This is a genomic window from Halorubrum wangae (genome assembly GCF_051194135.1).
Lineage (GTDB): Archaea > Halobacteriota > Halobacteria > Halobacteriales > Haloferacaceae > Halorubrum.
Map to the genome: position 1 here is coordinate 903,438 of NZ_JBLZNH010000002.1, position 26,251 is coordinate 929,688.

Consider the following 26,251-nt stretch of genomic DNA (forward strand, 5'->3'; position numbering starts at 1 on the left):
AATTGCCCGCGGGCCGGGCGAAGAGCTCTACCGACGTCGCGGCCGCCTCAGGTGATCCACGAGAGGATCCGCGCGGCGCGGTAGGTCCCCTGGATCAGCGCGACGCGGGCGGCGGAGATAGTCTCCACGACGCCCTTTCGCGCTGCGGTCGCGCTCCGGACCGCGCCGGTCCGGGCGTAGTACCCGGTCTTCCGGCTCGCGGCCCCCACGTAGTGTTTCGCCGCCATCCGGATCGGCGCGCGGCGGCCGTCGACCGTGGTCGTCCCGGCTCGGATCGCGTCGAGGACGTCGTCGGCGGTGGCGTTGTCGACCGACTCGCGGCCCTCGATCGACACCTCGGTGAAGGCCCGACCGACGTACTCCAAGTGGTGAGCGTCGCTCGCGGCCACGCCGGGGTAGTCGTATTTCGCCGCGAAGCGCCGCGCGCGGCGGTTCCGGTACCCCGTGAACAGCCACGCGTTGAACGTCTCGACGGCGTCGACCTCGTCGATCGCGTCACGCGCGCTGTCGGGGTCGGTGTCGTCGTCCGCCCCGGCCGCGTCGAGCGCCTCGGTCGCGTCTGCTTCATCGAGCGTCTCGACCGCTTCGAGGCCGCCGATCGACCCCGACTCGCTCGATCCCCCGCCGTCGGCCAGACGCTCGTCTTCGGTCTCAGGAACGGGGATGTTCCGCTGGCGGACGCCGTGGCGCGAGCGCTGGAACGGGTGCGGGACGACCGCGACTCCGCCGTGCTCGTGGATCCACTCTATCGTCTCGTCATACGGTCGGCGGCGTGGGGGCATCCGCTCGACGCCGATAGCAAGCAGATGGCCGTGCGCGGTCGACACCTCGACGCCGGGGATACCGATAAGGCCGTACTCCGCGGCCAGTTCGGCCGCCCGCTTCGACTCGCCAATCACGTCGTGGTCGGTGATCACGACCGCGTCGAGACCGATATCCGCGGCGTGCTCCAAGATGAGCTCTATCGGCTCGTGGCCGTCGTAGCTCTCGTCCGAGTGGACGTGGGGGTCGATGCTGACGGTGACGCTGGACACACCCGGTGTTTGTGACGGGGGATGTTTAAATGCGCGAACGGCGGCGGCCGAGCACCGCCCGTCGGCCGTGCGTCCCCGCGCTCAGCCGAACAGTCCCTTGATCCTGTCGACGACCGAACCGTCGTCGTCCGCCTCGGCCTTCTGCCGCTGCTGCTCCCGCAGCTCGCGGAGCTTCGCCGCCTGATCGTCTGTCCCCGATCCGCTCGCGGTCTTCTTTTCACCGCCCTGCAGTCCCTGTAGCTCCGAGACCGCGTCGTTCACCGTGCCCGACGTCGTCCGCGTCTCCGTGGCCGATCCGGCGAGCTTCTCGCGGTCGACGTCGATGTCGTCGACCGCGCTGGTGTCGAGTTCCAGCCGCCGGGTCTGTGCGCGCTCGACGCCGCCCCACGTCAGCTCGGCGTCCTCCAACTCGCGTTCGATGTCGGCCCGGACCTGGGCGTCGGTGACCGTCTCGTCGTCCCCGCCCGCACCGCCGGCGTCCCCGTCGGCTCCCGCACCGCTCGCGGCCGATCCGGTCCCGGCCGCGCCGGCGTCGACGCCCGTCGCGCGCTCGACACGGTGAGCGACCAGCGCGCCGCCGGTCGCGGCGATGACGGCGACGAGTCCGACCGTGTACACCGCGACCACCTGTGCGCTGTAGTCCGCCCCGGTGGAGACGTTCCAGTTGTACGGGTAGGTCTGCGAGAACAGTCCGACGGCGACGACGGTGATCGCCGTTCCGCCGCCGGCCAGGTACAGCATCCGCCGGTCGACCGGTAAGAGGACGACGACGCCTAGGAGGAGGGCCGGGAGTCCGATCGCGGCGGCGACGGCGGCGACCTCCTGAACCGCGTACGTCGACAACGCCTCGGGCGGGAGCGTCGCGCTGTAGAGGAAGACGACGACGCCGATCAGTCCGAGCCCGATCCCGGCGAAGAAGAGTCCGAACCCGGCGTATACGTCGATTGTCCGATCCGGATCGCCGACGTAGCGACGGTAGTACTCCAGCAGGCGGTTCTCCGCGTTCGACTCGCTCATACGGGACCGTCTGCGCCGACTCTAATGATTGTTCCCCCACGGGATTGTCGGTCGCGACGCGAGCGCCGGGACGTCGGTCGAGTCACCCCGTGTGCTTTTGAGGGTCCGCGTCCACCGTTCAGCCGATACCCCGTGTCACTCGAGTGCCCCCGCTGCGGGACGACGCTGTCCACGTTCGCGCTCGGCGGGGCGGCGGCGGTCGTCTGCGACGACTGCGGTTACGCCGGCGTCGAAGCCGACCACTCGGGCGAGCCGCGTCTCGTCGAGAGCTGGGAGGAGGCGTTCGCACGCTTCCAGGAGCAACACGACTGACCATGCCGACAATCGACATCACCGACGATCACCGCGACCGTATCGAGACGCTTCGGGAGGAACTGACCGCGACCAACGCCGGACCGTACGCGTCGGTCGACACCGACGACACGCTCGCGTACCTCCTCGATCTGGCGGAGACCGTCGACGACCCCGACCGCACCGCGGACCCCGACGCCCTCGTCGGCGACGCGACCGGCGCCCGGCCGAGTGACGGCCCGGAAACGGGCGATGACGCGCCGCCGTTCGACCGCGATCACGCCCGCAGGAGCCTCGAATCGCGCCCGCGGCGTCATAGCGATCCGGACGCCGCCGACGGCCCGGACCTCTACGACATCGCGGCCGCGTTCGACGTGGCCGGTCGCAGCGACATGACGAAGGCCGAGACGATCGAGGCGATCATCGACGCGGCCGAGTCGCTGTCGGCGGACCCGTTCTCGTGGGTCGACGTCGACCTCGGCACGGGCGGCGACCGCGAGGAGTCGGCCGGCACGAGCGAGACGCCATCGGGGGACGACACGAGTGCTGAGAGTGAGGAGAGTGAGGCGAGTGAGGCGGACGGAGTGTCCGGGGACGAGGCGAACGACGACGACGCGGACGACGCGGGCGCCAGTCAGCTCGACGCGATGATGAGCCTCCTCGACACGCACGAGGACAAGTGGCGCGAGGCGGACGGCGACGCGCGGTACGAGGTCGACCTGCCCGACGGCGACGTCGAAACGGCGCGCACCAAAGACGACGTGCGCGCGCTGCTGTTCCGGAACTACTGACGAACACCCATGGGACTCCTGTCGAAACTGCGCGCGTGGATCGGCGGCGAGAGCGAGCCGGCTGACGGTGGCGACGCCGACGATCCGGACGACTCGGGCGACGGGTCGACTGGCCTCGACCCGAGCGCCGCGACGGAGACGCGGGCGCGGGCGACCGACGATGCCGTCGACGCGCTCCGCGACGTGCGGCGGTCGCGGGAGGCCGCGTCGGCCGACGAGTCGGGTGAGCAGTCCGAATCGCTTGCCGAAGACGCGAACGAGAGCGATCGCGACGCCCCGTGACCGGCTCGGCCCCGTTCGTCTCACGAAGGGTTAGGTGCCCGCAGGCGAACAGGCTCGTATGAGCCAGTCGAACGCGGGCGACGATGCCGAGGGCGGCGAGAACGCGGTCGACGCGACCGACCGCGAGCACATCGAGCGAACCATCGAACTCGCCGAGGAGTCGGTGGAGATGGGGAACACTCCTTTCGGAGCGCTCATCGTCGTCGACGGCGAGGTCGTCGGCGAGGGACACAACGAGACCCGGTCGAACGACGACCTCGCGGCGCACCCGGAGATGACGCTCGCGCGGTGGGCCGGGCGAGAGCTTGACGCCGACGAGCGGGCGCGCTGCACCATGTACGCCAGCACAGAGCCCTGTCCGATGTGCGCGACAGCGATCCACTACGCGGGCCTCGATCGTGTCGTCTACGGCGTCGCGGGCGAGACGCTGGACGACCTCACCGGCGACGTGGTCACCATCCCATGCGAGGAGGTGATCCGGCGTGCCGACGGCGACACGACGGTCGACGGGCCCGTCGCGACGGAGGTCGCGATGGCGCTCCACGAGTCGTTCTACGGCGACGACGCCGCGGAGGAGCCGTAGCGTGAGAGGTCGCGGGCTGTGCGGGCGTCGCGCGGACCACCGTCCGGATTGCCGAGTCGGTCGGCGGCGGTCGCCATGAGCGAGACTCCCTCGGTCGTCGTCATCGGCGCCGCGGCGATAGACGAGTGGTACGCCGTCAGCAACCTCCCAGAGCCCGACGGCGGCGCGTTCGCGAGCGAGGTGACGAGCGCATTCGGCGGGGTGGGCGCGAACGTCTCCGTCGCGCTCGATCGGCTCGACCGCGACGTGACCCTGATCACCCGCGTCGGCGACGACGAGTACGGTCGGCGCGCCCGCGAGTATCTCGCCGAGACCGGCGTGGACGCGTCACATCTTCGGGTCGGTAACGACCCGTCGACCCGTTCCGTCGTCCTCAGCGCCCCCGACGGCGAGCGAGCGATCGTCACGACGGGCGAGAGCCTCCGCGAACTCCGGCTGACTCCCGCCGACCGCGAGGCGATCGCCGCGGCGGACGTGGTCTTCCTCCCCGGCTACACCCCGGACGCCGTCTCGCGGGACGTGTTGGACCTGATCGAGTCGCTCCGGTCGGGCGACCGCGAGAAGGAGGCTGTCGACGGTGACCCGCCCGCGCTGGTCTTCGACCTCTCCGGGCCGGTCGAGGAGCTTCTCGGCCGCGGGACCGAGCCGGAGACGGTCCACGGACTCCTCCACGCCGCGGACCTGTTCGTCGCCGGCGACGTGGCGGCCGCGGCCTACTTCGGTGGGCCGGCGGCCGCGGTCGACCGGATCGCGGCAGCACAGCGTACGCGAGGCGCCGAGGGCGAGGGCTGGCCGCGGGCGGTCCTCACGCACGGCGCCGACGGCATGACGGTCGTCGCCGACGGCAACGCACGTCGCTTCGACGCGTTCGAGGTCGACGTGGTCGACGCGACGGGCGCCGGCGACGCGTTCGTCGCCGGGCTGATCGATCAGTGGGTCGCGCCTCTGGGAAACGACGCCGAGCGCGCGTCGTCCGGCCGCCTCGCCGACGGCGTTCGCTTTTCGGGCGCGCTCGCCGCGATCAACTGCACGGAGCGGTTCGCCCAGCGCGGGCTCCCGAGCCGCGAGGCCGTCGAACGGTTCCTCGCCGCGCGGGAGTGAGCCGAGGCGTGGCCGGGGTCACCGCACTTCGTCCGCCCGTGCGACGAGCTCGGCGACTCGCTCCGGGTCGACCGGGCCGGTGGTCTCGCCGCCCTCCTTGAGCGCCGTGCCGACGATGACGCCGTCGGCGGTCGATAGGGTCTCTCCGACCGTTTCGGCGTCGACTCCGCTCCCGACGAGGACCGGGGTGTCGAGGCCGTGGGCATCGCGCTCGGCGACGACGGCCTCCAGCGCCGCCGGGTCGGTCGCCTCGCCGGTTCCTCGCCCGGAGGCGATCACGGCGTCGGCGAGTCCGCGCTCGGCGGTGTCGGCGAACGACTCCGCGGAGTGCCCCGACGCCGAGAGCGGCGCGGAGTGTTTGACGTCGGTGTCGGCGAAGACCCCGACGTCGACACCGAGCGACTCCCGGAGCCGGAGCGTCTCGTGGGCCTTCCCCTCGACGATTCCCTGGTCCGTAACGCGGGCGCCGGTGTGGACGTTGATCCGAACGTAGTCGGCGCCGACGGCGGCCGCGATCGACATCGCCGCCTCGGCATCGTTCCGGAGGACGTTGATGCCGAGCGGGAGGTCGGTCTCCGCGGCGACGGCGGTCGCGGCGCGCGTCACCGACGCGACGACGTGTTTCGGCGCGTCGTCTGGGTAGAAGGGAGCGTCGCCGAAGTTCTCGATCATGATCCCGTCGACGCCGCCGCGGTCGAGCGCGCGGGCGTCGGCCGCGGCCCGGTCGAGCGCCGCTCGCATCGCACGGGCGCCGTCCGCCGGCGCCTTCGGCGCGCCCGGCAGGGGCGGGAGGTGTACCATGCCGATCACCGGCGCGTCCGTGTCGAAAGTGGCCTCGAAATCCATGATACCGCCCGCGACGCTCGCGCGATTTATAAGCGTCCCCACACGGTTTAGTCGGCTGCGGCCGAATCGGCACCCGACCGAGCATGGGCCTCGACATCGACGACGACCCCGCGACCCGCAGCGGCGAGCTGACGCTCGTCCTTTCGCTCGGCGCGGCGCGGCAGCTCGCTGACCCCGCGGCGGCGTTCGCCGAGGCGCGTCGGTGGAGCCGGTACGTCGGGATCGTCGCCAATGACGCCGACGCAGTCGAGCGGTTCGTCAGCGAACACGGCATCGAGAACGACTACGCGCTCCGCAACTGGGACAAGTGGGGGACGCTCTGTGACGTCTACGCCGAGGCCGACACGCCGCGATACGTGTTCGTCGGAACCACCGCCGCCGACCGCCGCGTCGCGACTCACGTCGGCTTCGAGTACCGATCGATCCGAGAGGCGGCCGAGAAGGCCGACTGGGCGCTCTCGGCCCCCGATTCCCGAGAGGACACCGGGATCATCGGCCGCCTCCGGCGCGCAGTGAGCGACCGGCTCAGGTGACGCGGGTTCCTCGACTCGTCACCGAAAGTACAAGCCGCTCGTCGACCAACAGTGAGACATGCCATCACCGCTCGCGGACGACCCGGTCGAACCGTCAGAGGAGGGCGACGAGCCGCTGACCGACGACGAGTACGCCGACTACCTCGCTGAACTCGGCGAGGCGTGGGAGGTCGTCGACGACCACCACCTCGAGGCGAGCTACGAGTTCGACGACTTCGCGACCGCGCTGGCGTTCACCAACGACGTCGGCGAACTCGCCGAAGAGGAGTGGCACCATCCGGACCTTCACCTCTCTTGGGGCGAGGTGGGCGTTGAGATGTGGAGCCACGACATCGGCGGGCTCCACCGGTCCGACTTCGTGATGGCCGCGCGAATGGACCGGATCTACGAGACGTACGGCGACGACTGACTCGCCGTTCGGGTGGCGGAGCACCGCATCGCGACCCCGTCTCGAATGGCCACGCGGCCGAGGCGGCAACGAACGGGTTTAAAACCCTCCCGACGGAAGTGGAGTCAATGAGCGCGAACGTCTTCCTGGTCCCGATCGACCCGGAGAACTTCGATCGAACGGTCCGGTCCGCAGTCGACCTCACCGAGTACGACGACCGGCCGGATCAGCTCGCCGATCTCGATGAGGCCCGCCTGTGGGCTGTCGACGACGACAGCGGCAACGGCTCGACCTTCGAGCGGATGGAAGAAGGCGACCTCTTGCTGTTCTACCACGACGGCGAGTATCTCGCGACCGGCCGCGTCGGGACGACATTCGAGGACGAGGACCGCTGGGTCTCCAGCACGTTCTGGACCGCGTTCCCGACCACCCGCGTCTACACGGTCACCGACTTCGCGGCCGTCTCCGCGCCGAAGCGCGCGGTCAACGCCATCTTCGACTACTCCGCCACCTACACCCCCGGCTTCATGCGCGTCGCCGACTCGCGGGTGAACGCCGAGCTCTCTTCCATCGAGTCCGCCATCGACCACTACACGAAGCGCAACGCCTGAGCGCACACTCGATTTTAACCGACAGCGGAGATCACACCTCTCGCGTCGGCCGTCAGAGCGCCTCGAACAGCGCCTCGTACGCCGGTTCGTACCGGTCTGCCACGCGAGACGGATCGCCGCGCACGTCGCCACCGAGCGCCGGCAGCCCGACGGTCGTCACCGGCTCTATCATGTCGGTCACCGTCCCCGCGTGCTCCTCCAGCGTGCCCTCACGAGGGGCGCCCGACGCGACCGCGCGTGCCTTCGCGTACCGGTCGCCGGCGTAGATCCGCGCTCTGCCGGGGTCGACGACCGCGACCGCGTCGGGCCTCACCGGCCCGTCCCGCGAGAGCGGCCCGGCGACGTCTGCGTACGACTCGACGACGACCGGGACGGCGGTCGCCGCAATTCGCCGCGCCAGCCTGTCGAACGCCGGAAGGTAGTCGGCGGCCATCACGTCGTTGAACGCCGCCACGTCGCGGACGCGGGTCGCGTTCGCGAGCGGGAGTCGATCCGCGAGGTCGTCGGGGAGGAGTCCCGCGTCTTCAGCCGCGCCGTTCACGACGAACTGGGTGTCGTCAGCGTCGGTGACGCGGTCACAGAGGAACGTCCGGTCGGCGTCGCCGAGCATCCCTGTCCGCCCCGGCGTCGGCCGCCAGAGCCGGTGAACCGGGTTGATCGACTCGGGCGCGATCGCCTCCGGTTCGGAGCGATTCTCGACTTCCGCCAGAGGCCGCGTGCCCGCGGCCGCGAGCCGTCGGGCGTCCTTCCCGTAGAGCCGGGCGATATCGGTCGCGATCCGCACGTCGTCGTGGTCGAACCAGTGATCGTTGCCGGCGCGGGGCTTGACGCCGACCGCGTCGCCGGCCAGATCGGCGAGGCTCGCCACGAGCCCCGTCGAGAACGTCGTCTTCCCGGCGTCGACGCGGGCGCCGCCGGCGACCAGCAGAACCGGCGCCCCGTCGGCTCGGCCGCCGCTCACGCGTCCCCGTCGCCCGCGCCGTCGGCCTCCTCGACCGCGTGCTCGGCGACCCCGTAGTAGCCGGGGCCGTCCGCTTCTAACGGCTCCGCGATGACGATGTCATCGGCGTGAGTCATCACCCACGGAATCGCCCAGTCGATCAGCACCGCCTCGGTGTCGGGGTCGACCTCGTCGTCCGGCTCCAGTCCCTGTAAGAGCCGGGCGATCTCGGGAACGGTGTACATGAGGTCCGGCTCGAACAGATCTGCGGGCTCGTAGAACTCACACGGGTAGGTGGCGTCGAATGTCGACTTCGGTTCGGGCATGGCCGGCGGTACGGCGGCGGCTCCGTAAATGCTGCCGATACGCGGTCCGAGTGGATGCGTCCGTCACGGGAGAGGTCGACTCGCAGCGCCGTGGCTCTCGGCGCGGACCGGGCGAAAAAACGTCGGGATTCGACGCGCGTCTCTGAGCGCGTCGGCGTGGAACGTTACTCGAAGAGCTCGACGGCCTGCTCGTAGCGGGTGGACGGTTCGCTCCAGTCGACGACCTCGAAGAAGTTCTCGACGAACTCGCCGCGGGCCGGACCGTAGTCGTGGTAGTAGGAGTGTTCCCAGACGTCCAGCGCGAGGATTGGGTGACCGCCCCAGATCGCACCCTGGTCGTGCTTGTCGACCACGACGTTGCGGAGCTGGTTCGAGAACGTGTCGTAGACGAGGAGCGCCCAGCCGGAGGCCCCGGAGGCCGCGGCCTCGAACTCGCCCTTCCACGCCTCGTAGGAACCGAAGTCCTCCGCGATGCGGTCGGCGAGGTCACCCGACGGCTCGTCGCCGCCCTCGGGGGACATGTTCTGCCAGAACAGGTCGTGGAGGATGTGGCCCGACGAGTTGTGGGTCACGTTCCGGATGGCGCCGGCGGACGAGGAGAAGTCGTGCTCCTCGCGGTTGGCCTCGAGCGTCTCCTCGGCGGCGTTCCAGCCGTTGACGTACCCTTGGTGGTGGGTATCGTGGTGCCATTCGAGCACCTGCTCGGAGATGTGCGGTTCGAGTGCGTCGTAATCGTACGGGAGCGGATCGAGTTCGTAGCTCATTGTTGTATCACCTACCGATAATGTGTACCGGAAACCTGTTAAAGATAATGAGGCATGTGATACCACACGTCACCTAACACGAGTGTTATCGGGTAACCCGGACGAGAGCGAGAGGCTCCCGGTCCCTGCGAAACGACCGATCAGACGATTCCACAGCAGGACTGTCTTTTGTCGCATTACCGTAACTACAACCGGTTTCTGAAATAGCGTAGACAAGACAATAAATCGAGAGACGCACAGGACGCAACGGGGTGTGCGCTCTGCGCCGCGCGCTGACGGTGGGACTGGGATTTGAACCGATGCGAGACGGTCGCCCTCGTTCCGCTCGGGCGCTGCGACTCGCAGGCTTCGAATCCTTGCACGAAACGCGCGCGGCGCGAAGTGCGCCGCGCGCTCACGGTGGGACTGGGATTCGAACCCAGGAAGCCGTGAGGCTACCGGTTTTCAAGACCGGCGCAATGGGCCGCTCTGCCATCCCACCACATCCACCTGCTTGCGGTCGTTCGACTAAGTGGTGTCGGTCCTCGGTCTACGGTCAGTCCCGCACCACTCGCTCCTCGCCGTCCTCCACGACCACGTCCAGGCCATGTCCGTGGACGAACGCGGCGGTGTAATCGGGGACGACGCGCTCGGCGGCGAACCGCGCGCGCAACACGGGGACGGCGTCGAGCAGGTCGTCGCCGTCGATCATCGACGGCGAGGACGCCAGGAACTCCACGTCGAGGTCGGCGTCGCGGCCGCGCGCTGCCAGCGTCGGGAGGCTCGGCGCCTCGAACGCGCCGTCGAAGTCGATGGGAGCGGTGAACCCCGCGTAGTAGGTGCGCCCCCGGGTGGTGGGGCCGAGCACCACTTCGTTCGTCCGGAGCTTCATCGCCGCCGAGTCGATCACGGTGCGCGAGAGCAGCGGCGCCTGCGGCCTGACGACGGCGACGGAGTCGGCGTTCTCCTCGCGAAGCAGGTGCGTGACGGTGTTGCCCGCGCGCGCGCCGAACGACGAGCCGACCTGCCGCTCGAAGCGGACGTTCTCGGTGCCGCCGAGGGTGTCGGCGACGAGCGTGCGGAGTTCGGCCTCCGGAGCGGTGTCGGTGCGGTGTTCGGCCGGCAAGTCGTCGTCGACCGGGTAGTTGACGAGGAGTTCGCCGCCCGAGCGGTCGACCGCGAGGACGGCGTCGCGGAACAGCGCCTCGTAGAGGTCGGCGGCCTCGGCGGTCGAGAGGGGCGTCGACTCCGCGATACCGGTCGCGACGAGCCCCTCGCGGGGCGGCTTCGCCATGACGACGACGACGGTCATACCGGACCGAGTCGCCCGCGCGCCTTCAACTCGCCGTTTCGGGTCGAAACCGTCGGGCCGCTCGGAAGCGCCGCGGCGGGCCGATCAGGAGAAGTCGCGTCGCATCGCAATCTCGAACCACGGGCAGAGGCGGAGCTGGCGGTACAGTGCCGGATTCTCGTGGAGGTGGTCGTAGTCGACCCACAGCATCCCGCCGATTTCGGCTTCGTCGGGGTCGAGCGAGGTGTCGTCGAGGGTGACCTTCAGCACCGAGCAGACCTCCCACTCGACGCCTTCGTTGGGGTAGTAGCGCTTGTACTCGAACTTGTCCGTCACGCGGAGGTCGTCGTACTGGTCCGGCGTGATGCCGAGTTCCTCTTCGAGGCGCTGTTCGGTCGCGTCCTCCTGACTCTGCCCGTCGACGGGGTGCGAGGCGACGGTGCCGTCCCAGTGGCCGTCCCACAGCCGCTTCGTCGGGGCGCGTTGGGCCAGTAGAATTCGGCCCTCGGCGTCGTAGACGAGACAGGTGAACGCTCGGTGGCGGATCCCGTCGCCGGTGTGGGCGTCGAGCCGGTTCACCGTCCCCTGCTCAGTGTCTTCGGGGTCGACGGCGATCACGTCCTGCAGCGCGTTTTCGTGGTCCGTGTCGGTTTCGGTCCCGCCGGTGGGGTCGCCCGGCGCGGCCGCGTCCTCTGAGCTCATAGGGGAACGGTCAGTCACCAGGGCTAATAAGCGTTCGATACGTAACAGCGGGATCGGACGTCCGGTGCGCGTGCCCATTGCGCTCACGGAGCACAGATCTGACATCGCGTCAAGGCGTTTGACCCGCGATCCCCCGCCACAACGCGCGCGGTTCGACGCGCTTAACCGCGTCCCGCGGCTACGTCGCGCGGATGAGTAACCCGGCGCTCGACGTGGTCGAGTTCGTGTTGACGACGCACCTCTACACCGAGAACCGCGACCTCGACGAGAACGATCTCCCTCCTCGTTTCCGTCAGGTGTTCTGGTCCGCCGACGCCGCCGAGGACGCGCCGGGCGGCGTCGAACGACCGCTCAAGGCGACGAACGAGACGACCCGGACCGCAACCGGGGTCGAACGACCCTGGGAGGCCGTTTCGGACCTTCTCTTTACCCAACGCACGGAGTTCTCCGGCGAGATATCTCTGACCCAGCCGGCGATGGCCCTGGAGTGGTATCACGACCACGCCGACGCTGACCGGATCGCTGAGAACCCGACTATCGTCGCCGCGCTCGAGGCCGACGAGGACCTCGCCGCGCCCGTGACCTACGAGGAGTCGCGCGACACCGTCCGGCCGATCCAGGCCGACCGCGTCTGGATCGACGCGCTGCTCGAGGAGTACTTCGACGAGGACGAGGACGGCGAAATGCTCGACCTCGTCAGCGTGCAGGCCCCCGAGGAGATCGAGACGACGCTCGCCGACCTCGTCCTCACGGGCGATCAGGAGGGAGAGATCCAGAAGATCGTGAAGGCGATCGAGCACCGCGAGTACCTCGCGAACATCGGGCTCCGCGAGATCGGGAAGCTGCTGTTCGTCGGTCCGCCGGGGACGGGCAAGACCACGGTGTCGCGCGCGCTCGCGCATCAACTCGGTATCCCGCTCGTCGAAGTGAAGATGTCGATGATCACGAGCCAGTATCTCGGTGAGACGGCGAAGAACGTCGAAAAGACGTTCGAGGTCGCCAAGCGGCTCTCCCCGTGTATTCTCTTCATCGACGAGTTCGACTCGGTGGCGAAAACCCGCCGCTCCGACGAGCACGCCGCGCTGAAGCGCGCGGTCAACACGCTCCTCAAGTCGATCGACGAGGTGTCGCTCGTTCGCGACGAGGTCCTCCTCATCGGCGCGACGAACCACCCCGATCAGCTCGACGCGGCCGCGTGGCGCCGCTTCGACGAGATCGTCAACTTCCCCAAGCCGGACCGGGACATGCGGTCGGACATCCTCCGGGTCGTCACGCGCGAGATGAAGATCGCAGACTTCGACCCCGACGAGGTCGCCGACCGGACGAGCGGGCTCACGGGGTCCGACCTCCGGATGGTGCTACGCGAGGCCGTCCTCGGCGCGCTCACGGAAGACCGGATGATGATCACGCAGGAGGACGTGATGGCGGCCGTCGAGGACTTCGAGGAGCGCGACAACCTCAAGAATATGGATATGATCGACGGCGAGGGCGCCGAGGTGCTCGGCGAGACGGACTCGGGCGAGCAAGACCACACGCACGACGGCGAACCGTCTCACGGGGACGCGTCTCACGACCACGGCGCGCACAGCCACTCGCACGACTGACTGACGCCGCCGTCGCGACTCTGTCTCGGCGAGGCGACTCGTCGTCGTTCCGTTCCCCCGCCCGACTCCCGCGCTCAGTCCTCCCGCCTGACGCCAGCGACCGTGTAGCCGAAGCCCCGGTCGACGATCCGCGGGTCGAAACCGGCGTCGTCGAGTGCGGCCGCGAGGTTCCGCGGCGTTTTGAACTGCGACGTCATCCGGATCGCGTTCTCGGCGGCGACCAGGGCGCGCCCCAGCGGGTGGTCCGGATCGAACTCCCGGATCACCAGCGCTCCGCCCGGCGCGAGCACCCGCGCGGCCTCTCGTAGCGCGGCCTCCTGGTCGGGGAGGTGGTGGAAGGCGTCGACGATCATCACCGCGTCGACCGACGCGTCCCGGAACGGAAGTCGACCCGCGTCGCCGGCGACGGCCGAGAGGCCCCTGACGCCGCGGGCGCGGTCGAGCATCCCGAGGGAGGCGTCGACGACCGTGATCTCAGGGCCCGTCAACGCAGCGGCCGCCCGCCCGGACCCGCCGCCGACGTCGAGTAGGCGATCGATCGGCCGCGTCGCGTGAGCCAGTCCCGCGGCCAGCGCCTCCCCGTTCGCAGGCGGCATCACGCGGTCGTACAGGGGCGCCATCCGATCGAAGAAGCCGACGTCGCCGAGGCCGTGCATGGTCGCTCTCGGCGGCGGCATCACTTAAACGGTTGCGCGGCCGTCGGGCCGCATTTACGTGAACGGGACGTACCGGGCCCATGGAGTACGCGGTATTGGGCGACCCCGGTACGGGGACGACGCTCCGACTCGACTACCGAGCGTTCGCCTACGCCGGCAAGTTCGTCGTCGGGTCGACGGGGACGGCGGTCCTCCGGACGCCGGACGGATCCCCGGCGGTGACCGGGTGGGAACCCGACGAGGCGCTTCCGCCGACGGTCGCGGCCGACGAGTTCGACGACGCCGTGATCGCCGCCGTCTCGTTCTCGCCGGATCGGACCGACGCCGACTGCTGTCGCCTCCGCTACATCACCGTCCACGCCGCGCACCGAGGCGAGGGGTTCGGTCCTCGCCTCGTCGACCACACCGTCTCGCACCTGGCCGCCGCCGGGTACGATCGGGTACGGATCGCCGTGAACAACCCGTTCGCCTACGCCGCGCTTTATAAATGCGGCTTCGCGTACACCGGAGAGCGGACCGGAATCGCCGAACTGGAACTGGAGCGCCCGACAGCGGCGCCGGCCGTGAGCGGCGAGCCGATTCCAGGGGGCGACACGGGCGCCGGGGACGGCTCGGACGGAGCGGACGATCCGGACGCGGTACGGTACCGCGCCGGCCTCCGTGTCTTCCTCGAAGACGACCGCGAACTGACTCCCCGCGAGCGGCGATTCGTCGCGGATCGGCTCGGCGAGGGCGCCGAGTCGACGTGATCGACCGGATCAGTTCAGCGCCCAGATCCCGTAGTTGAGCGCGGTAGCGAAACAGATCCACGCGAGGTAGGGGACCAACAACAGGGCGGCCCGCCGATCGACTCGGTCGAAGGCGGCCATCGTGGCGATGACCAGCAGGAGGAGCGCCACCAGCACGACGAGCCCGAGGTCAGGGCGTTCGAGCCCCCAGAACACGGGGGACCACACGACGTTGACCCCGAGTTGGACGACAAACAGGGCGAGCGCGATCCGGGCGTTTCGCGCCATCGCCGACGCCTCGGTGACGCTGACCGCGTCGCGCCAGCGACGATAGACGAGCGCCGCGGCGACGCCGATTAACGCGTACAAGATCGGCCAGACGACGCCGAACGCCCAACTCGGCGGGTAGTACGACGGCAGGTCGAGCCCCGCGAACCACGCGCTCTGGGTCGCGGTGAAGGGAACGCCGATCGCGCCGATCAGGTTGACGAGGACCGCGGCGCCGGCGAACAGAAGGACGTCTCGGCGGTCGGGAAGCCGGGAGCGAAGGGCGGTTTCCATGGCCGAAAGTACGCGGTCTACGCTGTTAAAATGAGCCGTCGCATCGGCCGCCTCGCACGGCCCGCACCCACGTCTGAGCGCCGAATCCGCGGTAGATCATATGTCGTCGTAATCCTCTCGAAACGTCTCCAGCGTCGCCGCGAGCACCCCGATGACGATGGGACCGACGAACAGCCCGGTGAACCCGACGGAGTAGATGCCGCCGAACACCCCGAGGAGGATGACTGCGGGGTTCAGATGCGCCTGCTGGTCGATGACGATCGGCCGGGCGTAGTTGTCGACCATCGCGATGACGAACACGCCGTACAGCGCGAGCAACACGCCGGCCGTGACGTGATCGATCACGACGAGGTACACCGCGGCCGGCCCCCAGACGAAGAACGCGCCGATCAGCGGTAACAGCGCCATCACGGCCATGACAAACGTCCAGAAGACGACGTTCGGAATGCCGGCCGCCCAGAGGCCGATCCCCGCGACCAGCGCCTGCAGCAGCGCCACGACGATGTGACCGATCACCACGCCGCGGGTCATCGCGTTGATGCGATCGACGAGGCCCGACGTCACCTCCGCGGGAAGGGGGGTCGTGTCGCGGACCCACTGAAGGAACGCCGGCCCGTCGAGCAGGGTGTAGTAGACGAGAAACAGCGCCAACGAAAGCCCGACCGAGGTGCGGAGCGCGGTCGTAACGACCCCGCTGACCCCGCCGAAGAGGACGTTGATGAGGATCTGTCCCGCCGTCGTCAGCAACTCGCCGACCTCTATCGCCTCGCCGGTCATCGACGCGATCTGCGCTTCGATCGCCGCCACGTCGATGTCGGCGTTCCCTCGCGCTATCGCCGTTAGGTCCCGGACGAACACCCACGAGATGTACGCGAGCGGCATGATGACGGCGACGATGGACGCGACGACGAGCACGATCCCCGACAGCATTCGGCTCAGTCGACGCGACACCGACTCACGGAGATGGTTCTCCAACCCGGCATGAATCCCCTTCGTGAGGCGCACGTGGAAGGGGTAGAGGATGTACGCGAGGATCGCCGACGCGATGACGTACTCGATGAAGGGGAGAATGACGAACAGCGTCAACAGCGCGGCCGTGGCGATCAGCAGGAGGAGAAAGGATTGACCGCGGTTCATGCCGGTCACTCTCACCGCTGAGACATAAACGTGGTCAGTATCTGCGCGACGGCGGCGCTTCGGTGGGCGACGCTCGTGGCGGCGGCGGCGCTCGGACGGGTGGTGACTCCCGAGAGAATGACCGCAGGATCCGCTCGTTCGTCGGGGGCGTTACGCGCTCGCCTCGTCCTCGTCGAGTCCGGGCGCGACCGCGGGGTCGACGTCCTCCGGCTCCTCGGTCTCGCCGCCGACGACCGTCTCGCCGTCGCCGGTCTCGACGTACACGTCGTCGGCGAAGCCGGCGAGCGCGTTCTCGTACTCGGCCGTCTTCAGCCGCTCCGGGGTCGCCGGCGCGTCGGCGATGCCCTCGGCCGGTCGGAACTCGCCGAGCGGGTCGTCGATCGTGATCCCGTGTTCGGTGAAGAACGCCTCGTACCGCCGGTAATGCTCCTCCAACTCACCGCCAGGGATCTCCATCATCTCAGTCCAGCCGTAGTTGAAGAAGTCGAAGTTCGCCTGCACGTGAGTTATCTCGCGGGCCTCGGCCTCTGAGAAGCTCGCCTGCAGTGCGGCGACGTACGTGTCCATCGTCGCGTCGAAGAAGCCGTCGAGGTGCTCGCGGCGCTCTTCCCGGCGCTCTTCGTCGGCCTTGTTGAGGAAGATGCTCGTGTGGAGGTCGACCAGTTTGTCGTTCGCGACGTCGCCGATGACCGGCGTCGTCAACGCCTTTTTGGCGGCCCAGTGGCGGATGTTCTGCCGGATCTTCATACGATTTGTTGGGTCGGGACGACCTTGAATCTGTGGCGTCTCGGTCGCGTGGACGGCGCGTCTCGGTCGCGTGGACGGCGCGTCTCGCTCATGTGGATGTTCGACCGTCCGGTGCCCGCTACCGATGCCCGCCGACACCGTCGGTGCCGGCGATCACGGGGGCAGTCGACCCGACGGCGGATCCGAGCGTGAGAGTATCACGGTTGTCAACGCGGATGGCAACCCACATTAACCCCGAATCCGAACGGCCGCACATGAGCGATTCGTACGTGATCATCGGGGACGGTATCTCGGGCGCGTCCGCGGCCGAGACGCTCCGCGAGGAATCGCCTGACGCCGAGATCACGGTTCTCACCGACGAGGGGGAATCCCTCTACAACCGGATCCTGATCAAAGAGTACGCGAAGGGCAAGCTCCCGGAAGCGCCGATCTCGATCCATCAAGAGGAGTGGTACGACAACCACGACGTCGATCTCCGGCTCAACACGGTCGTCGTCGACATCGACATCGAGAACGACGCGGTCCACACCCACGAGGGCGAGACGTTCGAGTACGACTCCCTCCTGCTCGCGATCGGCGGCACCCCGCAGCAACTGCCGGTCGAGAACGCCGACGCGGACGGGATCCACCACTTCTGGACGTTCCAGGACGCCCGCCGGATCAAAGAGAGCGTCGAGGGCGCCGACCAGGGCGTCATCGTCGGCGCCGGTCTGCTCGGGATCGACTTCGCGGCGATCTGCGGTGCCCAGGACGTCGAGGCGAAGTACCTGATGCGCGGCGACTGCTGGTGGCGCTACGCGCTCTCGGAGGAGGGCGCGGAGATCATGCACGACGCGATGCGCGAGCGCGGCGTCGAACCCGTCTTCGACTCCGGCGTCGATCACTTCGAGGTCGACGACGACGGCCACGTTGAGGCCGCGGTCGATCCCAACGGCGAACGCTACGAGTGCGACTTCGCCGGCGTCGCCATCGGCCTGAACTTCAACACCGAAATCGTCGAAAACACGCCGCTTGAGCTCGAGAACGGCATCGTCGTGGACGAGTTCATGCGCACTAACATCGACAACGTGTTCGCGGCCGGCGACATCACCACGTTCAACGACCTCGTCCTCGGCGAGCAGGCGAAGAACGGGTCGTGGGGCTCGGCGAAAGAGCAGGGGACCGTCGCCGCCCGAAACATGCTGGAGTACCAGAGCGAGACGTTCGAGTGGGTCTCCTCGTACTCGATCACACACTTCGACTTCCCGTTCCTCTCGTTCGGCCACCCGACGCTCGGCGACGACTCCGTCGAGGCGACCACGGCCGAGAACGAGTGGCGTCGCGTGGCGCTCAAAGACGGCAAGGTCGTCGGCGGCGTCCTCATCGGCGACCTCTCGCCGCAGTCCGCATTTAAACAGCTCATGCGCGAAGGGCGCGACGTGAGCGAACAGACGGACCTCCTCATGGAGCCCGGCTTCTCCGTCGACGACCTGGCGGCGACGACCGAGCAATAACGCGCCGGAATCGCCGAGTCACGCGCGAGTAGGCACCTTTTCATCTCTCTCAGTCGTACGTGACTGCTACTGATGTCACGCGACCCGTCGGCCGACCCGCCCTCGCGGCCCGGAGACGACTTCTTCGCTTCGTTCGTCGAGGCGTGTTCTGACCCGGTCGTCTCCATCGACGCCGACGGCACCGTGGTCTACGCGAACCCCGCAGTCGAGTCTGTCCTCGGCTACGACCCCGCTGCCCTCCGTGGCCGACACCTCGCGGAGCTGACCCCCGAGGGCCGTGACGGCGAGCAGGTCTCCGCCCTCCGTCGCCGACTTTCGGAGCCCGCAGCGCTGTGCGAGTCCGACGGCTTCGGCTGTCAGTTGCGAGACGCTGACGGTCGAACGGTCCACTTCTCGGTGCGGTTCCACGAGCACAGGCGGTCGGGCGAGACGGTGTACACGGGCGTCTTCCGAGACGAGGTGGACGTCGACCCCGACCGGGAGCTTCGGACCTTCCGTAACGTCGTCGAGCACGCCGGTCACGCCGTCTACGTCACTGACGCGGACGGGACGATCGAGTACGTCAATCCCGCGTTCACCGACAGTACGGGGTACGAGCATGCGGACGTGATCGGCGAGAAGCCGACGATACTCAACTCGGGCGAGATGTCCGACGACTACTTCGCCACGCTGTGGGAGACGATCGAATCGGGCGACGTGTGGGAAGAGGAGATCATCGACCGGCGGCGCGACGGCGAGTCGTACCACGCTCACCAGACGATCTCACCCGTCTTCGACGAGAACGGCGCGATCACTCGATTCGTCGCGATCCAGACCGATGTGACGGACACCCGGGAGGCGATGCGGCGCCTGAAACAGTATCGCGCGGTCGTCGAAGCGCTCGACGATCCGATCCTCCTCCAGAACCTCGACGGCGAGTTCGAACTGGTCAACGAGGCGATGAGCGACTTCGCCGGCGTCCCGGAAGAAGAACTGTACGGCACCGACGAGTCCTCGTTCATGGACTCTGAAACGGCGGACACGATCGCTGACTGCCGACGCGAGGTGCTCGAGACGGAAGCACAGGTCCGGTACGAGGTCTCACCGACGTTCCGTCACAGCGACCGGGAGGCGACGTTCAGCACGCGGCGCTACCCCTACTACGATCCGGACGGCGAACTCGCGGGGACGTTTGCGATCTGCCGTGACGTCACCGAGATGAAGCGCCGCGAGGCGGAGTTGGAGCGCTACGAGCGGGCCGTCAACGGCGTGACCGACCTCATCGCCGCGACCGACAGAGAGGGACGCTTCCTGTTCGCGAACCCCCAGTACCGAGCGTACCACGGGATCGCGGGGGTCGACGTACGGACCCTTTCGCTCAGGGACGTGGTCGCCGACGAGCAATACCCGGACGTGCAGCGATACGTGGAACGCGCGCTCAGGGGGCGGCCCGTAAAGTACCGGACGAAACGGACGCACCCGGACCGTGGGACGCGCACGTTCGACGTCCGATACTTCCCGCTTGAGGACCCGTCGGGCGACGGGGCCGTCGGCGTGGTCGCCGTTCTGCGAGACGTGACCGACAGCGAGAATCGAGCGCGCCAACTCAGCGTCGTCGACCGGGCGTTACAGCACAACCTCCGGAACGCGCTGACGGTGATCCGCGGCCGCGCGCAGCAGATCGTCGACGCGGCGGCTGAGGGGAAACCGGCCGACGTCCGCGGCGACGACACCGAAGCGTTGGCGTCGTACGTCGTCTCGCGAGCGGACGACCTCCTGGCCACGAGCGAGAAGGCGCACCAGATCACCGAGATACTGAGCGACCCGCCCGACGTCGAGTCGATCGACGTCGGTCAGTCAGTCGACAGCGTCGTCTCGTCGCTCGCCGCCGAGTTCCCGCGGGCCCGTATCACGACGTCGACGCCGGAGTCGGGAACGGCGGTCGCCGCGGCGACCGAGTGGTTGGACCGCGCCTTGGCGGAATTGATTCGAAACGCGATCGAGCACCACGACCGCGACGATCCGGTTATCGACGTCACCGTCGAAGCGACATCGGACGCGGTGACCGTGCGAGTCGCCGACGACGGCCCAGGTCTGAGCGACATGAACCGAGACGTGATCGAGACGGGACGCGCCGTGGACGCGCTGTACCACGGGAGTGGCCTCGGACTGTGGCTTGTCTACTGGGTCGTAGAGCAGTCGGGCGGGGACGCGACGGTCGAGGCCACTTCCCCTCGCGGTATCGCAGTGACGGTGAGTCTGGCGCGGCCGAACGACTCGTCGAGGTGAGGATCCGCCCGGCCCGCGCGAACCGGTCGCCATGGACGCAACGTTTATTATTAATCATGGTATATGTTAACGCATGCCTCTCCGAGAAACGGGGCGACGACTTCGAGTCCGCCGCACGGGCTGGATACAGCCGGGCGCGCGCGTCCGTCACTACGACGAACTCGACGAGGATGCGCAGATTCTCGTCAGGGAGCTCGCCGGCCGACCGCGAACCGCACCAGAGACCGAGGGCCTCGAAGACGGCGACGTCGTGAAGTTCACCCACTATTACCAGATTCGCGCGCGCTGAGCCGTCGAACCGTCGGTCCGGGCGTCTCCGCGCTCGATACCGACGACGAGACCGCGTCCCCGGAAGCGAAGTTGTTTTCGCCCGCCGCGAGAACACGGATCCATGGACAGTGGCGGATCTACAGACATGACGCTCGCGTTCGAGCTGGAGGCGCTGAAGGCCCTCGCGGACCCCAACGCGGTGTTCAACAACGCCCGGCAGTGGACGGAGTACGTCGGCGTCGTCAGCGAGAAGCCGACCTACGTCGTCACCAACTTCACCCGGAAACACCGCGTCCGACAGGACTTCTTCTCCGGCCCGCGCGGCGTCGAGGAGAGCCTTGAGAACATCGCCGAACAGTTCGACACGGACCGGCACGTCTTCGTCGGCGTCACCGAGGACGACGAGGCGGTCGCCGAGGCCACCGGCTGGGAGTTCCTCCACGTCGAGGACGCGGCCGAGGCCGCCGGCTGGACCCTCGCGACGGAGGAGTCGGGAGAAGACGAGCCGGACGAGGAGCCGTCGCGCGACGACTGGCCCTGAGCCGGCGTTCCTGGTTGCTGGAGGGAGACCGACCCTGCGTCGCGTCGGGGAGGTGTTTTCATCGTCGGCGGGAAACGGGGATGCATGAGCGACGGACACACTCACGGCGGCGACGAGGATACCGGGGAGCATCACGACCACGGCGACTCCGCGGATCACGATCATCACCATCACGACGCCGACTCGGTCACGGTCGCAATCGTGACGGTGTCGTCTTCGCGCTCGCTCGACGACGACCCGTCCGGCGACGCCGTCGCCGCCGCGTTCGAGGACGCCGGTCACGAGGTAGCCGTGCGCGAACTGGTCCCGGACGAGTACGACAGCGTGCAGGGAACCGTCGACCGACTTGCCCGCCGCGATGATACGGACGTCGTCGTGACCACCGGCGGGACGGGCGTGACGCCGGACGACGTGACGCCGGAGGCGGTCGACGGCCTCTTCGCGAAGGCGCTCCCCGGCTTCGGCGAGCTGTTCCGCCGGCGTTCGGAGGCCGAGATCGGGACGCGGACGATCGGCTCGCGGGCGACCGCCGGCATCGTCTCCGCCACCCCAGTCTTCTGTCTGCCGGGCTCCGAGAACGCGGTCCGACTCGGTGTCGGCGAGATCATCCTGCCCGAGGTCGGCCATCTCGTCGGGCTCTCCGGGCGCGGCAGCGAGGACTCGACGGACGAAGAATAGACGGACAAGGACTTGACGGACGGGGAGTCGGAGTAGCGTCCGCGCCATTCTGAACCCGGCGACGGCCGGTCACACAGACGCGAGGAAGTTTCGGATCAGGTCGTGGCCGGCCGCGGTCAACACGCTTTCTGGGTGGAACTGCACGGCCTCGATCGGGTAGTCGCGGTGGCGGATTCCCATCACGATCTCGTCGCCGTCGTGGTCGGTCGTCGCCGTCACGGCGAAGACGTCGGGGACCTCGGTGGCGGCCAGCGAGTGGTACCGCCCGGCGCGGAAACCCTGGTCAAGTCCGGCGAACACCCCCTCGCCGTCGTGGTCGACGGGGAACGCCTTGCCGTGGATCGGCTCGGGCGCGTGGCCGACGGTCCCGCCGTACTCGTACACGGCGGCTTCGAGGCCGAGACAGACGCCGAGCGTCGGTATCTCCGGGGAGAGATCGCGCAACACGTCCAACGTCACGCCCACGTCGCGCTCGTTCTTCGGGTGGCCCGGGCCGGGGCTGATGAGGAGCGCGTCCGGGTCGGCGTCCCGCACGGCCGCGAGCGACGCGGTGTTTTTCAGCACCGTCACCTCGATCTGTTCCGGCGGTCCCTCTGCGTCGCCGTCCCGTTCGCCGCTCTCGCCGCCGATCCTCTGATCGGAGACGTACTCGACGAGGTTGTACGTGAACGAGTCGAAGTTGTCGACGACGACGACCTTCATCGGTCGGCCTCCGTACCGGCGGGGAGGAGGTCGTCGCCGTCGTCTTCGCCCTCTCGGATCCGGTTGATCGCGGTCAACACGCCGTCCATCTTCTGTTCGGTCTCCTCGTACTCGGCGGCCGGGTCGGAGTCGGCGACGAGGCCGGCGCCGGCCCGGACTGTCACCGCGGTCTCGCCCGGAGCCTTCGCGTCCGCCGGCGACTCGTCGAGGGTCGCCGTCCGGATCACGATGGCGAAGTCGGCGTCCCCCGACCACGCGTAGTAGCCGACGCCGCCGCCGTACGCCTCCCGCGGCGTCGTCTCCAAGTCCGCGATGATCTCCATCGCGCGCACCTTCGGCGCGCCCGTGAGGGTGCCGGCGGGGAACGTCGCGCGCGTCGCATCGAAGGCGTCGGCGTCGGCCGCCATCGTCCCGGTGACGGTCGACTCGATGTGCTGGACGTGGCTGTACTTCAGCACGTTCATGAACTCCTCGACGCGGACCGACCCCGCCTCCGAGACGCGCCGAACGTCGTTGCGTGCGAGGTCGACGAGCATCGTGTGCTCGGCGCGCTCCTTCCCGTCGGCCAGCATCTCGCCCGCGAGCCGGCGATCTTCGACCGGGCTCGTTCCCCGCGGACAGGTGCCCGCGATAGGGTTCGAGACGATCCGATCGCCCTGCACCGAGACGAGCGTCTCCGGACTCGCGCCGACGATGCTGCGGTCGTCGTGGCGCAGCACGTACATGTACGGCGAGGGGTTCACTTCGCGCAGCGCGGCGTACAGCCCCAGCGAGTCCACCTCGCCGCGGAGCTCCCGGCTCCGAGAAATCACGCCCTGATAAATGTCGCCGTCGAGCACGTGGCGCTTCGCAGTCCGGACCGCCTCTTCGTACTCTTCTCGGGGGTCCGCCGACTCGGACTCGACCCGGAACCCGCCGGGCTCAGGCGGCGCTGCCTCGCGGAGTTCGGTGCCAACCCGCTCCGCCTCGGCGACGAGGTCGTCGTAGACGGCCGCAGGGTCGTCGTCGACGCCGATCACGGGGGTGAAGACGAGTTCGGCGCTCCCCTCCTTCTCGTCGAAGACGACCGTGCTGGTCGTCAGCGCGAACTCGGCGTCGGGGAAGTCGGTATCGGGGCGCTCGACGCCGACCTCCTCCAACCAGAGGTCGTAGACGGCCTCGTACGCGAGGAAGCCGACGAACCCGCCGGAGAGGATCTGCCGGTCTGTGTCGGGGAAGCCGCGGAGGGTCACGTCCGGGAACGCCGCCCGAATTCGGTCGACAGCGTCGCCCGCGTCAGGCCCCAACTCGTCGGCTCCCTCTCCGACGAACTCCGCCGCCGGACCGAGTCGGGTCACGTCGGTGCGGTCGGGGTGGACGGAGATGATCGCCTCGGGATCGTAGCCGACGAACGAGTAGCGGGCGTGCCGGTCGGCCTTCCCGTCAGAGCGGAACGCGCCGTCGGGGTCGCTCGAGGCGACCTTCTCGCCGGACTCCAGGAGAAAACCGTAGGGCTCGTCGCCGACGAGCGTCGCGTACGCCGCGAGCGGAGTCACGTCGGCGTCGAGCGTCGCGGACGCCCGGACGACGACCGGCCGCGTGGCGTCCGCGGCGAGCTCGACGAACTCGGCCTTCGATCGGTTGAGCGGGGAGGCGCCGTCGCTCATGCCAGCCCCATCTCACGCCCCGCGTTGGCGACGAAGCGGGCCACCGCGTTGTGGTCTTTCCGCCCGTCGGACAGCTCGACGCCGGAGGCGACGTCGACGGCGTACGGGTCGGCGACGCGGACCGCCTCGGCGACGTTGCCGGCCGTGAGTCCCCCCGCGAGCACGACCGGCGACGTGAGTCGGGTCGCGAGGTCGCCCGTCTTCGCCCAGTCGTGCGTCTCCCCGGTCCCGCCGGCGCCGGAGTCGTCGGTCGAGTCGATCACGATCGCATCTGCGACGGCGTCGAACCGCTTCGCCCGGGCCGGGTCGTCGGCGTCGACGGTGAGCAGCACCTTCCGCTCCGTCTCGGCGCGGACGTACCGGATCTCGTCGGGCGTCCACTCCCCGTGGAGTTGGAGCGCGTCGGGACCGATCGTCCGGATCAGCTCGACCGCGCGCTCGGCGGAGTCGGGCATCGTGACGAGCGTGGCGGTGACGAACGGCGGGACGTCCGCGAGCAGTTCGGCCGCCGTGGCGGGGTCGACCTCGCGCGGGGAGTCGACCGGCACTTCGGAGATGACGCCGACGGAGTCGGCGCCGGCGTCGACCGCAGCGCGGAGGTCCGCGCCGCGCGTGAGCCCGCAGATCTTCACCCGGGCCATCAGTCGTCGTCCTCCGAGACCCCTTCGTCGCCGCACAGCGCCGCGAACTTCGCCGCGGCCGCGCCGGAGTCGATGGCCTCGGCCGCGCGCTCGACGCCGGCCGCGAGCGAGTCGGCCTCGCCGGCGACGTAAATCGCCGCACCGGCGTTCGCCAGGATCAGATCGCGCTTCGGACCGGTGACGGAACCGTCGACGATCCCCCGCAGGTCGGCCGCGTTCTCCTCCGGAGTGCCCCCCGCGACGTCCTCGATGGGTGCGCGCTCGAGCCCGAGGTCCTCGGGCGTGATCGTGAACTCGCGGACCTCGTCGCCCACGACCTCCGCGGCGACCGTCTCGTCGTGGATTCCGATCTCGTCCATCCCCGCGCCGTGGACCACTAGCGCGTGTTCGACGGGCATGTGCGCGAGCGACCGAGCGATCGTTCCCACGAGCGCCGGGTCGTAGACGCCGAGGACCTGCGCGTCGGCGCCGGCGGGGTTAGTGAGCGGACCGAGCACGTTGAAAATCGTCCGCATCCCGAGTTCCTTGCGCGGGCCGATGACGGCCTTCATCGCGGGGTGGAAGACGGGCGCGAGCATGAACCCGATCCCGTCGGCCTCAATGGCGGCCTCGACGGCGGGGGGTTCGGCCTCTACGTCGGCGCCCGCGACTTCGAGGACGTCGGCGCTTCCAGACGAGGAGGAGACGGAGTAGTTGCCGTGCTTGGCGATCGGGACGCCCGCGCCCGCGGCGACGATCGCGGCGGTCGTCGAGACGTTGATCGTGTCGTAGTCGTCGCCGCCCGTCCCGCAGGTGTCGACGAGGGGCGCGCGGTCCGGCTCGATCGTCCGGGCGGCGTCGCGCATCCCCTGCGCGAAGCCGGCGATCTCGGCCTCCGTCTCGCCTTTGGCTCGGAGGGCGGCGAGGAGGGCGCCGATCTGCGCCTCGGTGGCCTCCTCGAAGACCAGCCGCGCCGCCTCGCGCGACTCCTCGACAGTCAGATCCGTCCCGTCCGTCACGCGCTTGACCGTTTCGTTGATATTCATAGTGTCCACCGATGTATTACTTCGCGTTGTGATGTACAAGTCTGTACACTAATTTAACCCTGTCGCCGCGGTGCT

General features: G+C 68.8%; 31 protein-coding genes and 1 tRNA gene. 15 read left to right on the top strand and 17 right to left on the bottom strand.

Annotated elements, in window-relative coordinates; translation table 11 throughout:
- Positions 1–47: 47 nt before the first annotated feature.
- Both ACNS84_RS09695 and ACNS84_RS09700 read right to left on the bottom strand, forming a co-directional pair.
- Positions 48–1,034, bottom strand: coding sequence for a CehA/McbA family metallohydrolase (locus ACNS84_RS09695; protein WP_435074639.1), 987 nt, complete (start codon positions 1,032–1,034; stop codon positions 48–50).
- A gap of 81 nt (positions 1,035–1,115) precedes the next feature.
- Complete coding sequence (locus tag ACNS84_RS09700) at positions 1,116–2,051, bottom strand: cell division protein CdpA domain-containing protein (RefSeq protein WP_435074640.1); 936 nt, start codon at positions 2,049–2,051, stop codon at positions 1,116–1,118.
- Between the two features lie 132 nt (positions 2,052–2,183).
- On the opposite strand from ACNS84_RS09700, the gene ACNS84_RS09705 reads away from it, so the two are divergent.
- The 5 genes from ACNS84_RS09705 (at position 2,184) to ACNS84_RS09725 (ending at position 5,099) form a co-directional block, all read left to right on the top strand.
- Positions 2,184–2,363, top strand: a complete 180-nt coding sequence (locus tag ACNS84_RS09705; protein ID WP_435074641.1) for a zinc finger domain-containing protein — start codon at positions 2,184–2,186, stop codon at positions 2,361–2,363.
- Between the two features lie 2 nt (positions 2,364–2,365).
- Complete coding sequence (locus ACNS84_RS09710) at positions 2,366–3,133, top strand: hypothetical protein (RefSeq protein WP_435074642.1); 768 nt, start codon at positions 2,366–2,368, stop codon at positions 3,131–3,133.
- A 9-nt stretch (positions 3,134–3,142) separates the two neighbouring features.
- Entirely contained in the window at positions 3,143–3,415 is a 273-nt protein-coding gene (locus ACNS84_RS09715) for a hypothetical protein (RefSeq protein ID WP_435074643.1), read from the top strand.
- Between the two features lie 58 nt (positions 3,416–3,473).
- Positions 3,474–3,998, top strand: a complete 525-nt coding sequence (locus tag ACNS84_RS09720; protein ID WP_435074644.1) for a nucleoside deaminase — start codon at positions 3,474–3,476, stop codon at positions 3,996–3,998.
- A gap of 75 nt (positions 3,999–4,073) precedes the next feature.
- Positions 4,074–5,099 (top strand): carbohydrate kinase family protein, encoded by a 1,026-nt coding sequence (locus ACNS84_RS09725; protein WP_435074645.1) that lies wholly within the window; start codon positions 4,074–4,076, stop codon positions 5,097–5,099.
- Positions 5,100–5,117: 18 nt separating this feature from the next.
- On the opposite strand, the gene ACNS84_RS09730 is transcribed toward ACNS84_RS09725, so the two are convergent.
- Positions 5,118–5,945 carry a BtpA/SgcQ family protein gene (locus ACNS84_RS09730; RefSeq protein ID WP_435074646.1) on the bottom strand — a complete coding sequence of 276 codons (828 nt, stop codon included), beginning with the start codon at positions 5,943–5,945 and terminating at the stop codon, positions 5,118–5,120.
- Positions 5,946–6,028: 83 nt separating this feature from the next.
- On the opposite strand from ACNS84_RS09730, the gene ACNS84_RS09735 reads away from it, so the two are divergent.
- From ACNS84_RS09735 to ACNS84_RS09745, 3 genes are all read left to right on the top strand, one after another.
- Positions 6,029–6,478: a DUF7124 domain-containing protein gene (locus ACNS84_RS09735; protein ID WP_435074647.1), complete on the top strand. Its 450-nt coding sequence runs from the start codon at positions 6,029–6,031 to the stop codon at positions 6,476–6,478.
- A 58-nt stretch (positions 6,479–6,536) separates the two neighbouring features.
- The gene (locus ACNS84_RS09740; protein WP_435074648.1) at positions 6,537–6,887 is read left to right on the top strand and encodes a 4a-hydroxytetrahydrobiopterin dehydratase; all 351 of its coding nucleotides are present in this window, start codon (positions 6,537–6,539) and stop codon (positions 6,885–6,887) included.
- A 107-nt stretch (positions 6,888–6,994) separates the two neighbouring features.
- Complete coding sequence (locus tag ACNS84_RS09745) at positions 6,995–7,477, top strand: hypothetical protein (protein WP_435074649.1); 483 nt, start codon at positions 6,995–6,997, stop codon at positions 7,475–7,477.
- A 52-nt stretch (positions 7,478–7,529) separates the two neighbouring features.
- Here the strand turns inward: ACNS84_RS09745 and ACNS84_RS09750 are convergent, their stop codons facing one another.
- The 6 genes from ACNS84_RS09750 to ACNS84_RS09775 form a co-directional block, all read right to left on the bottom strand.
- Positions 7,530–8,438 carry an ATPase gene (locus ACNS84_RS09750; RefSeq protein ID WP_435074650.1) on the bottom strand — a complete coding sequence of 303 codons (909 nt, stop codon included), beginning with the start codon at positions 8,436–8,438 and terminating at the stop codon, positions 7,530–7,532.
- A complete protein-coding gene (locus tag ACNS84_RS09755) occupies positions 8,435–8,743 on the bottom strand; it encodes a DUF5827 family protein (RefSeq protein ID WP_435074651.1) in 309 nt (102 codons plus the stop codon). Before ACNS84_RS09755 ends, ACNS84_RS09750 begins: the two co-directional genes overlap by 4 nt.
- Positions 8,744–8,907: 164 nt before the next feature.
- Positions 8,908–9,507: a superoxide dismutase [Mn] gene (gene sod / locus ACNS84_RS09760; RefSeq protein WP_435074652.1), complete on the bottom strand. Its 600-nt coding sequence runs from the start codon at positions 9,505–9,507 to the stop codon at positions 8,908–8,910.
- Positions 9,508–9,904: 397 nt separating this feature from the next.
- A tRNA-Ser gene (locus ACNS84_RS09765) sits at positions 9,905–9,988 on the bottom strand.
- A 54-nt stretch (positions 9,989–10,042) separates the two neighbouring features.
- On the bottom strand, positions 10,043–10,798 hold the full coding sequence (locus tag ACNS84_RS09770; protein ID WP_435074653.1) for a DUF2064 domain-containing protein: 756 nt from the start codon (positions 10,796–10,798) through the stop codon (positions 10,043–10,045).
- 84 nt (positions 10,799–10,882) lie between these two features.
- Entirely contained in the window at positions 10,883–11,479 is a 597-nt protein-coding gene (locus ACNS84_RS09775) for an NUDIX hydrolase (protein WP_435074654.1), read from the bottom strand.
- 191 nt (positions 11,480–11,670) lie between these two features.
- On the opposite strand from ACNS84_RS09775, the gene ACNS84_RS09780 reads away from it, so the two are divergent.
- On the top strand, positions 11,671–13,083 hold the full coding sequence (locus ACNS84_RS09780; RefSeq protein ID WP_435074655.1) for an ATP-binding protein: 1,413 nt from the start codon (positions 11,671–11,673) through the stop codon (positions 13,081–13,083).
- A gap of 74 nt (positions 13,084–13,157) precedes the next feature.
- On the opposite strand, the gene ACNS84_RS09785 is transcribed toward ACNS84_RS09780, so the two are convergent.
- Positions 13,158–13,739: a class I SAM-dependent methyltransferase gene (locus ACNS84_RS09785; protein WP_435074656.1), complete on the bottom strand. Its 582-nt coding sequence runs from the start codon at positions 13,737–13,739 to the stop codon at positions 13,158–13,160.
- Positions 13,740–13,819: 80 nt separating this feature from the next.
- Here ACNS84_RS09785 and ACNS84_RS09790 point away from each other — a divergent pair, with 80 nt between their 5' ends.
- Positions 13,820–14,488, top strand: a complete 669-nt coding sequence (locus tag ACNS84_RS09790; RefSeq protein ID WP_435074657.1) for a GNAT family N-acetyltransferase — start codon at positions 13,820–13,822, stop codon at positions 14,486–14,488.
- Positions 14,489–14,497: 9 nt separating this feature from the next.
- Here the strand turns inward: ACNS84_RS09790 and ACNS84_RS09795 are convergent, their stop codons facing one another.
- The 3 genes from ACNS84_RS09795 to ACNS84_RS09805 all read right to left on the bottom strand — a co-directional run bounded on the left by ACNS84_RS09795 (position 14,498) and on the right by ACNS84_RS09805 (position 16,912).
- Positions 14,498–15,028 carry a TspO/MBR family protein gene (locus ACNS84_RS09795; protein WP_435074658.1) on the bottom strand — a complete coding sequence of 177 codons (531 nt, stop codon included), beginning with the start codon at positions 15,026–15,028 and terminating at the stop codon, positions 14,498–14,500.
- Between the two features lie 96 nt (positions 15,029–15,124).
- The gene (locus ACNS84_RS09800) at positions 15,125–16,165 is read right to left on the bottom strand and encodes an AI-2E family transporter (RefSeq protein ID WP_435074659.1); all 1,041 of its coding nucleotides are present in this window, start codon (positions 16,163–16,165) and stop codon (positions 15,125–15,127) included.
- Between the two features lie 150 nt (positions 16,166–16,315).
- Positions 16,316–16,912, bottom strand: a complete 597-nt coding sequence (locus ACNS84_RS09805) for a DUF6149 family protein (RefSeq protein WP_435074660.1) — start codon at positions 16,910–16,912, stop codon at positions 16,316–16,318.
- 254 nt (positions 16,913–17,166) lie between these two features.
- Between ACNS84_RS09805 and ACNS84_RS09810 the strand changes: the two genes are divergently transcribed.
- From ACNS84_RS09810 to ACNS84_RS09830, 5 genes are all read left to right on the top strand, one after another.
- Positions 17,167–18,405, top strand: coding sequence for an NAD(P)/FAD-dependent oxidoreductase (locus ACNS84_RS09810; protein ID WP_435074661.1), 1,239 nt, complete (start codon positions 17,167–17,169; stop codon positions 18,403–18,405).
- A gap of 72 nt (positions 18,406–18,477) precedes the next feature.
- Positions 18,478–20,673: a PAS domain S-box protein gene (locus tag ACNS84_RS09815; protein WP_435074662.1), complete on the top strand. Its 2,196-nt coding sequence runs from the start codon at positions 18,478–18,480 to the stop codon at positions 20,671–20,673.
- Between the two features lie 73 nt (positions 20,674–20,746).
- Positions 20,747–20,962 (top strand): DUF7979 domain-containing protein, encoded by a 216-nt coding sequence (locus tag ACNS84_RS09820; protein WP_435074663.1) that lies wholly within the window; start codon positions 20,747–20,749, stop codon positions 20,960–20,962.
- A gap of 102 nt (positions 20,963–21,064) precedes the next feature.
- Positions 21,065–21,484 (top strand): DUF7124 domain-containing protein, encoded by a 420-nt coding sequence (locus ACNS84_RS09825; RefSeq protein WP_435074664.1) that lies wholly within the window; start codon positions 21,065–21,067, stop codon positions 21,482–21,484.
- Positions 21,485–21,568: 84 nt separating this feature from the next.
- On the top strand, positions 21,569–22,162 hold the full coding sequence (locus tag ACNS84_RS09830; protein WP_435074665.1) for a MogA/MoaB family molybdenum cofactor biosynthesis protein: 594 nt from the start codon (positions 21,569–21,571) through the stop codon (positions 22,160–22,162).
- A 69-nt stretch (positions 22,163–22,231) separates the two neighbouring features.
- Here the strand turns inward: ACNS84_RS09830 and trpG are convergent, their stop codons facing one another.
- The 4 genes from trpG to trpD are packed head-to-tail and all read right to left on the bottom strand — an operon-like array spanning position 22,232 to position 26,176.
- Complete coding sequence (gene trpG / locus ACNS84_RS09835; RefSeq protein WP_435074666.1) at positions 22,232–22,864, bottom strand: anthranilate synthase component II; 633 nt, start codon at positions 22,862–22,864, stop codon at positions 22,232–22,234.
- The gene (gene trpE, locus ACNS84_RS09840) at positions 22,861–24,510 is read right to left on the bottom strand and encodes an anthranilate synthase component I (protein WP_435074668.1); all 1,650 of its coding nucleotides are present in this window, start codon (positions 24,508–24,510) and stop codon (positions 22,861–22,863) included. The genes trpG and trpE overlap by 4 nt, the downstream gene beginning before the upstream one ends.
- Positions 24,507–25,151, bottom strand: a complete 645-nt coding sequence (locus tag ACNS84_RS09845; RefSeq protein ID WP_435074669.1) for a phosphoribosylanthranilate isomerase — start codon at positions 25,149–25,151, stop codon at positions 24,507–24,509. Before ACNS84_RS09845 ends, trpE begins: the two co-directional genes overlap by 4 nt.
- Positions 25,151–26,176 (bottom strand): anthranilate phosphoribosyltransferase, encoded by a 1,026-nt coding sequence (trpD, locus tag ACNS84_RS09850; protein ID WP_435074670.1) that lies wholly within the window; start codon positions 26,174–26,176, stop codon positions 25,151–25,153. Before trpD ends, ACNS84_RS09845 begins: the two co-directional genes overlap by 1 nt.
- Between the last annotated feature and the right edge of the window lie 75 nt (positions 26,177–26,251).

Coding starts and splice junctions, on each gene's coding strand:
- trpD (WP_435074670.1), bottom strand. CDS start 26,176: ATGAATATCAACGAAACGGTCAAGCGCGTGACGGACGGGACGGATCTG.
- ACNS84_RS09830 (WP_435074665.1), top strand. CDS start 21,569: ATGAGCGACGGACACACTCACGGCGGCGACGAGGATACCGGGGAGCAT.
- ACNS84_RS09780 (WP_435074655.1), top strand. CDS start 11,671: ATGAGTAACCCGGCGCTCGACGTGGTCGAGTTCGTGTTGACGACGCAC.
- ACNS84_RS09730 (WP_435074646.1), bottom strand. CDS start 5,945: ATGGATTTCGAGGCCACTTTCGACACGGACGCGCCGGTGATCGGCATG.
- ACNS84_RS09775 (WP_435074654.1), bottom strand. CDS start 11,479: ATGAGCTCAGAGGACGCGGCCGCGCCGGGCGACCCCACCGGCGGGACC.
- trpG (WP_435074666.1), bottom strand. CDS start 22,864: ATGAAGGTCGTCGTCGTCGACAACTTCGACTCGTTCACGTACAACCTC.
- ACNS84_RS09825 (WP_435074664.1), top strand. CDS start 21,065: ATGGACAGTGGCGGATCTACAGACATGACGCTCGCGTTCGAGCTGGAG.
- ACNS84_RS09785 (WP_435074656.1), bottom strand. CDS start 13,739: ATGCACGGCCTCGGCGACGTCGGCTTCTTCGATCGGATGGCGCCCCTG.
- ACNS84_RS09755 (WP_435074651.1), bottom strand. CDS start 8,743: ATGCCCGAACCGAAGTCGACATTCGACGCCACCTACCCGTGTGAGTTC.
- ACNS84_RS09710 (WP_435074642.1), top strand. CDS start 2,366: ATGCCGACAATCGACATCACCGACGATCACCGCGACCGTATCGAGACG.
- ACNS84_RS09805 (WP_435074660.1), bottom strand. CDS start 16,912: ATGAAGATCCGGCAGAACATCCGCCACTGGGCCGCCAAAAAGGCGTTG.
- ACNS84_RS09735 (WP_435074647.1), top strand. CDS start 6,029: ATGGGCCTCGACATCGACGACGACCCCGCGACCCGCAGCGGCGAGCTG.
- ACNS84_RS09815 (WP_435074662.1), top strand. CDS start 18,478: ATGTCACGCGACCCGTCGGCCGACCCGCCCTCGCGGCCCGGAGACGAC.
- ACNS84_RS09740 (WP_435074648.1), top strand. CDS start 6,537: ATGCCATCACCGCTCGCGGACGACCCGGTCGAACCGTCAGAGGAGGGC.
- ACNS84_RS09795 (WP_435074658.1), bottom strand. CDS start 15,028: ATGGAAACCGCCCTTCGCTCCCGGCTTCCCGACCGCCGAGACGTCCTT.
- ACNS84_RS09720 (WP_435074644.1), top strand. CDS start 3,474: ATGAGCCAGTCGAACGCGGGCGACGATGCCGAGGGCGGCGAGAACGCG.
- ACNS84_RS09820 (WP_435074663.1), top strand. CDS start 20,747: ATGCCTCTCCGAGAAACGGGGCGACGACTTCGAGTCCGCCGCACGGGC.
- ACNS84_RS09745 (WP_435074649.1), top strand. CDS start 6,995: ATGAGCGCGAACGTCTTCCTGGTCCCGATCGACCCGGAGAACTTCGAT.
- ACNS84_RS09700 (WP_435074640.1), bottom strand. CDS start 2,051: ATGAGCGAGTCGAACGCGGAGAACCGCCTGCTGGAGTACTACCGTCGC.
- ACNS84_RS09800 (WP_435074659.1), bottom strand. CDS start 16,165: ATGAACCGCGGTCAATCCTTTCTCCTCCTGCTGATCGCCACGGCCGCG.
- ACNS84_RS09810 (WP_435074661.1), top strand. CDS start 17,167: ATGAGCGATTCGTACGTGATCATCGGGGACGGTATCTCGGGCGCGTCC.
- sod (WP_435074652.1), bottom strand. CDS start 9,507: ATGAGCTACGAACTCGATCCGCTCCCGTACGATTACGACGCACTCGAA.
- trpE (WP_435074668.1), bottom strand. CDS start 24,510: ATGAGCGACGGCGCCTCCCCGCTCAACCGATCGAAGGCCGAGTTCGTC.
- ACNS84_RS09725 (WP_435074645.1), top strand. CDS start 4,074: ATGAGCGAGACTCCCTCGGTCGTCGTCATCGGCGCCGCGGCGATAGAC.
- ACNS84_RS09845 (WP_435074669.1), bottom strand. CDS start 25,151: ATGGCCCGGGTGAAGATCTGCGGGCTCACGCGCGGCGCGGACCTCCGC.
- ACNS84_RS09770 (WP_435074653.1), bottom strand. CDS start 10,798: ATGACCGTCGTCGTCGTCATGGCGAAGCCGCCCCGCGAGGGGCTCGTC.
- ACNS84_RS09790 (WP_435074657.1), top strand. CDS start 13,820: ATGGAGTACGCGGTATTGGGCGACCCCGGTACGGGGACGACGCTCCGA.
- ACNS84_RS09715 (WP_435074643.1), top strand. CDS start 3,143: ATGGGACTCCTGTCGAAACTGCGCGCGTGGATCGGCGGCGAGAGCGAG.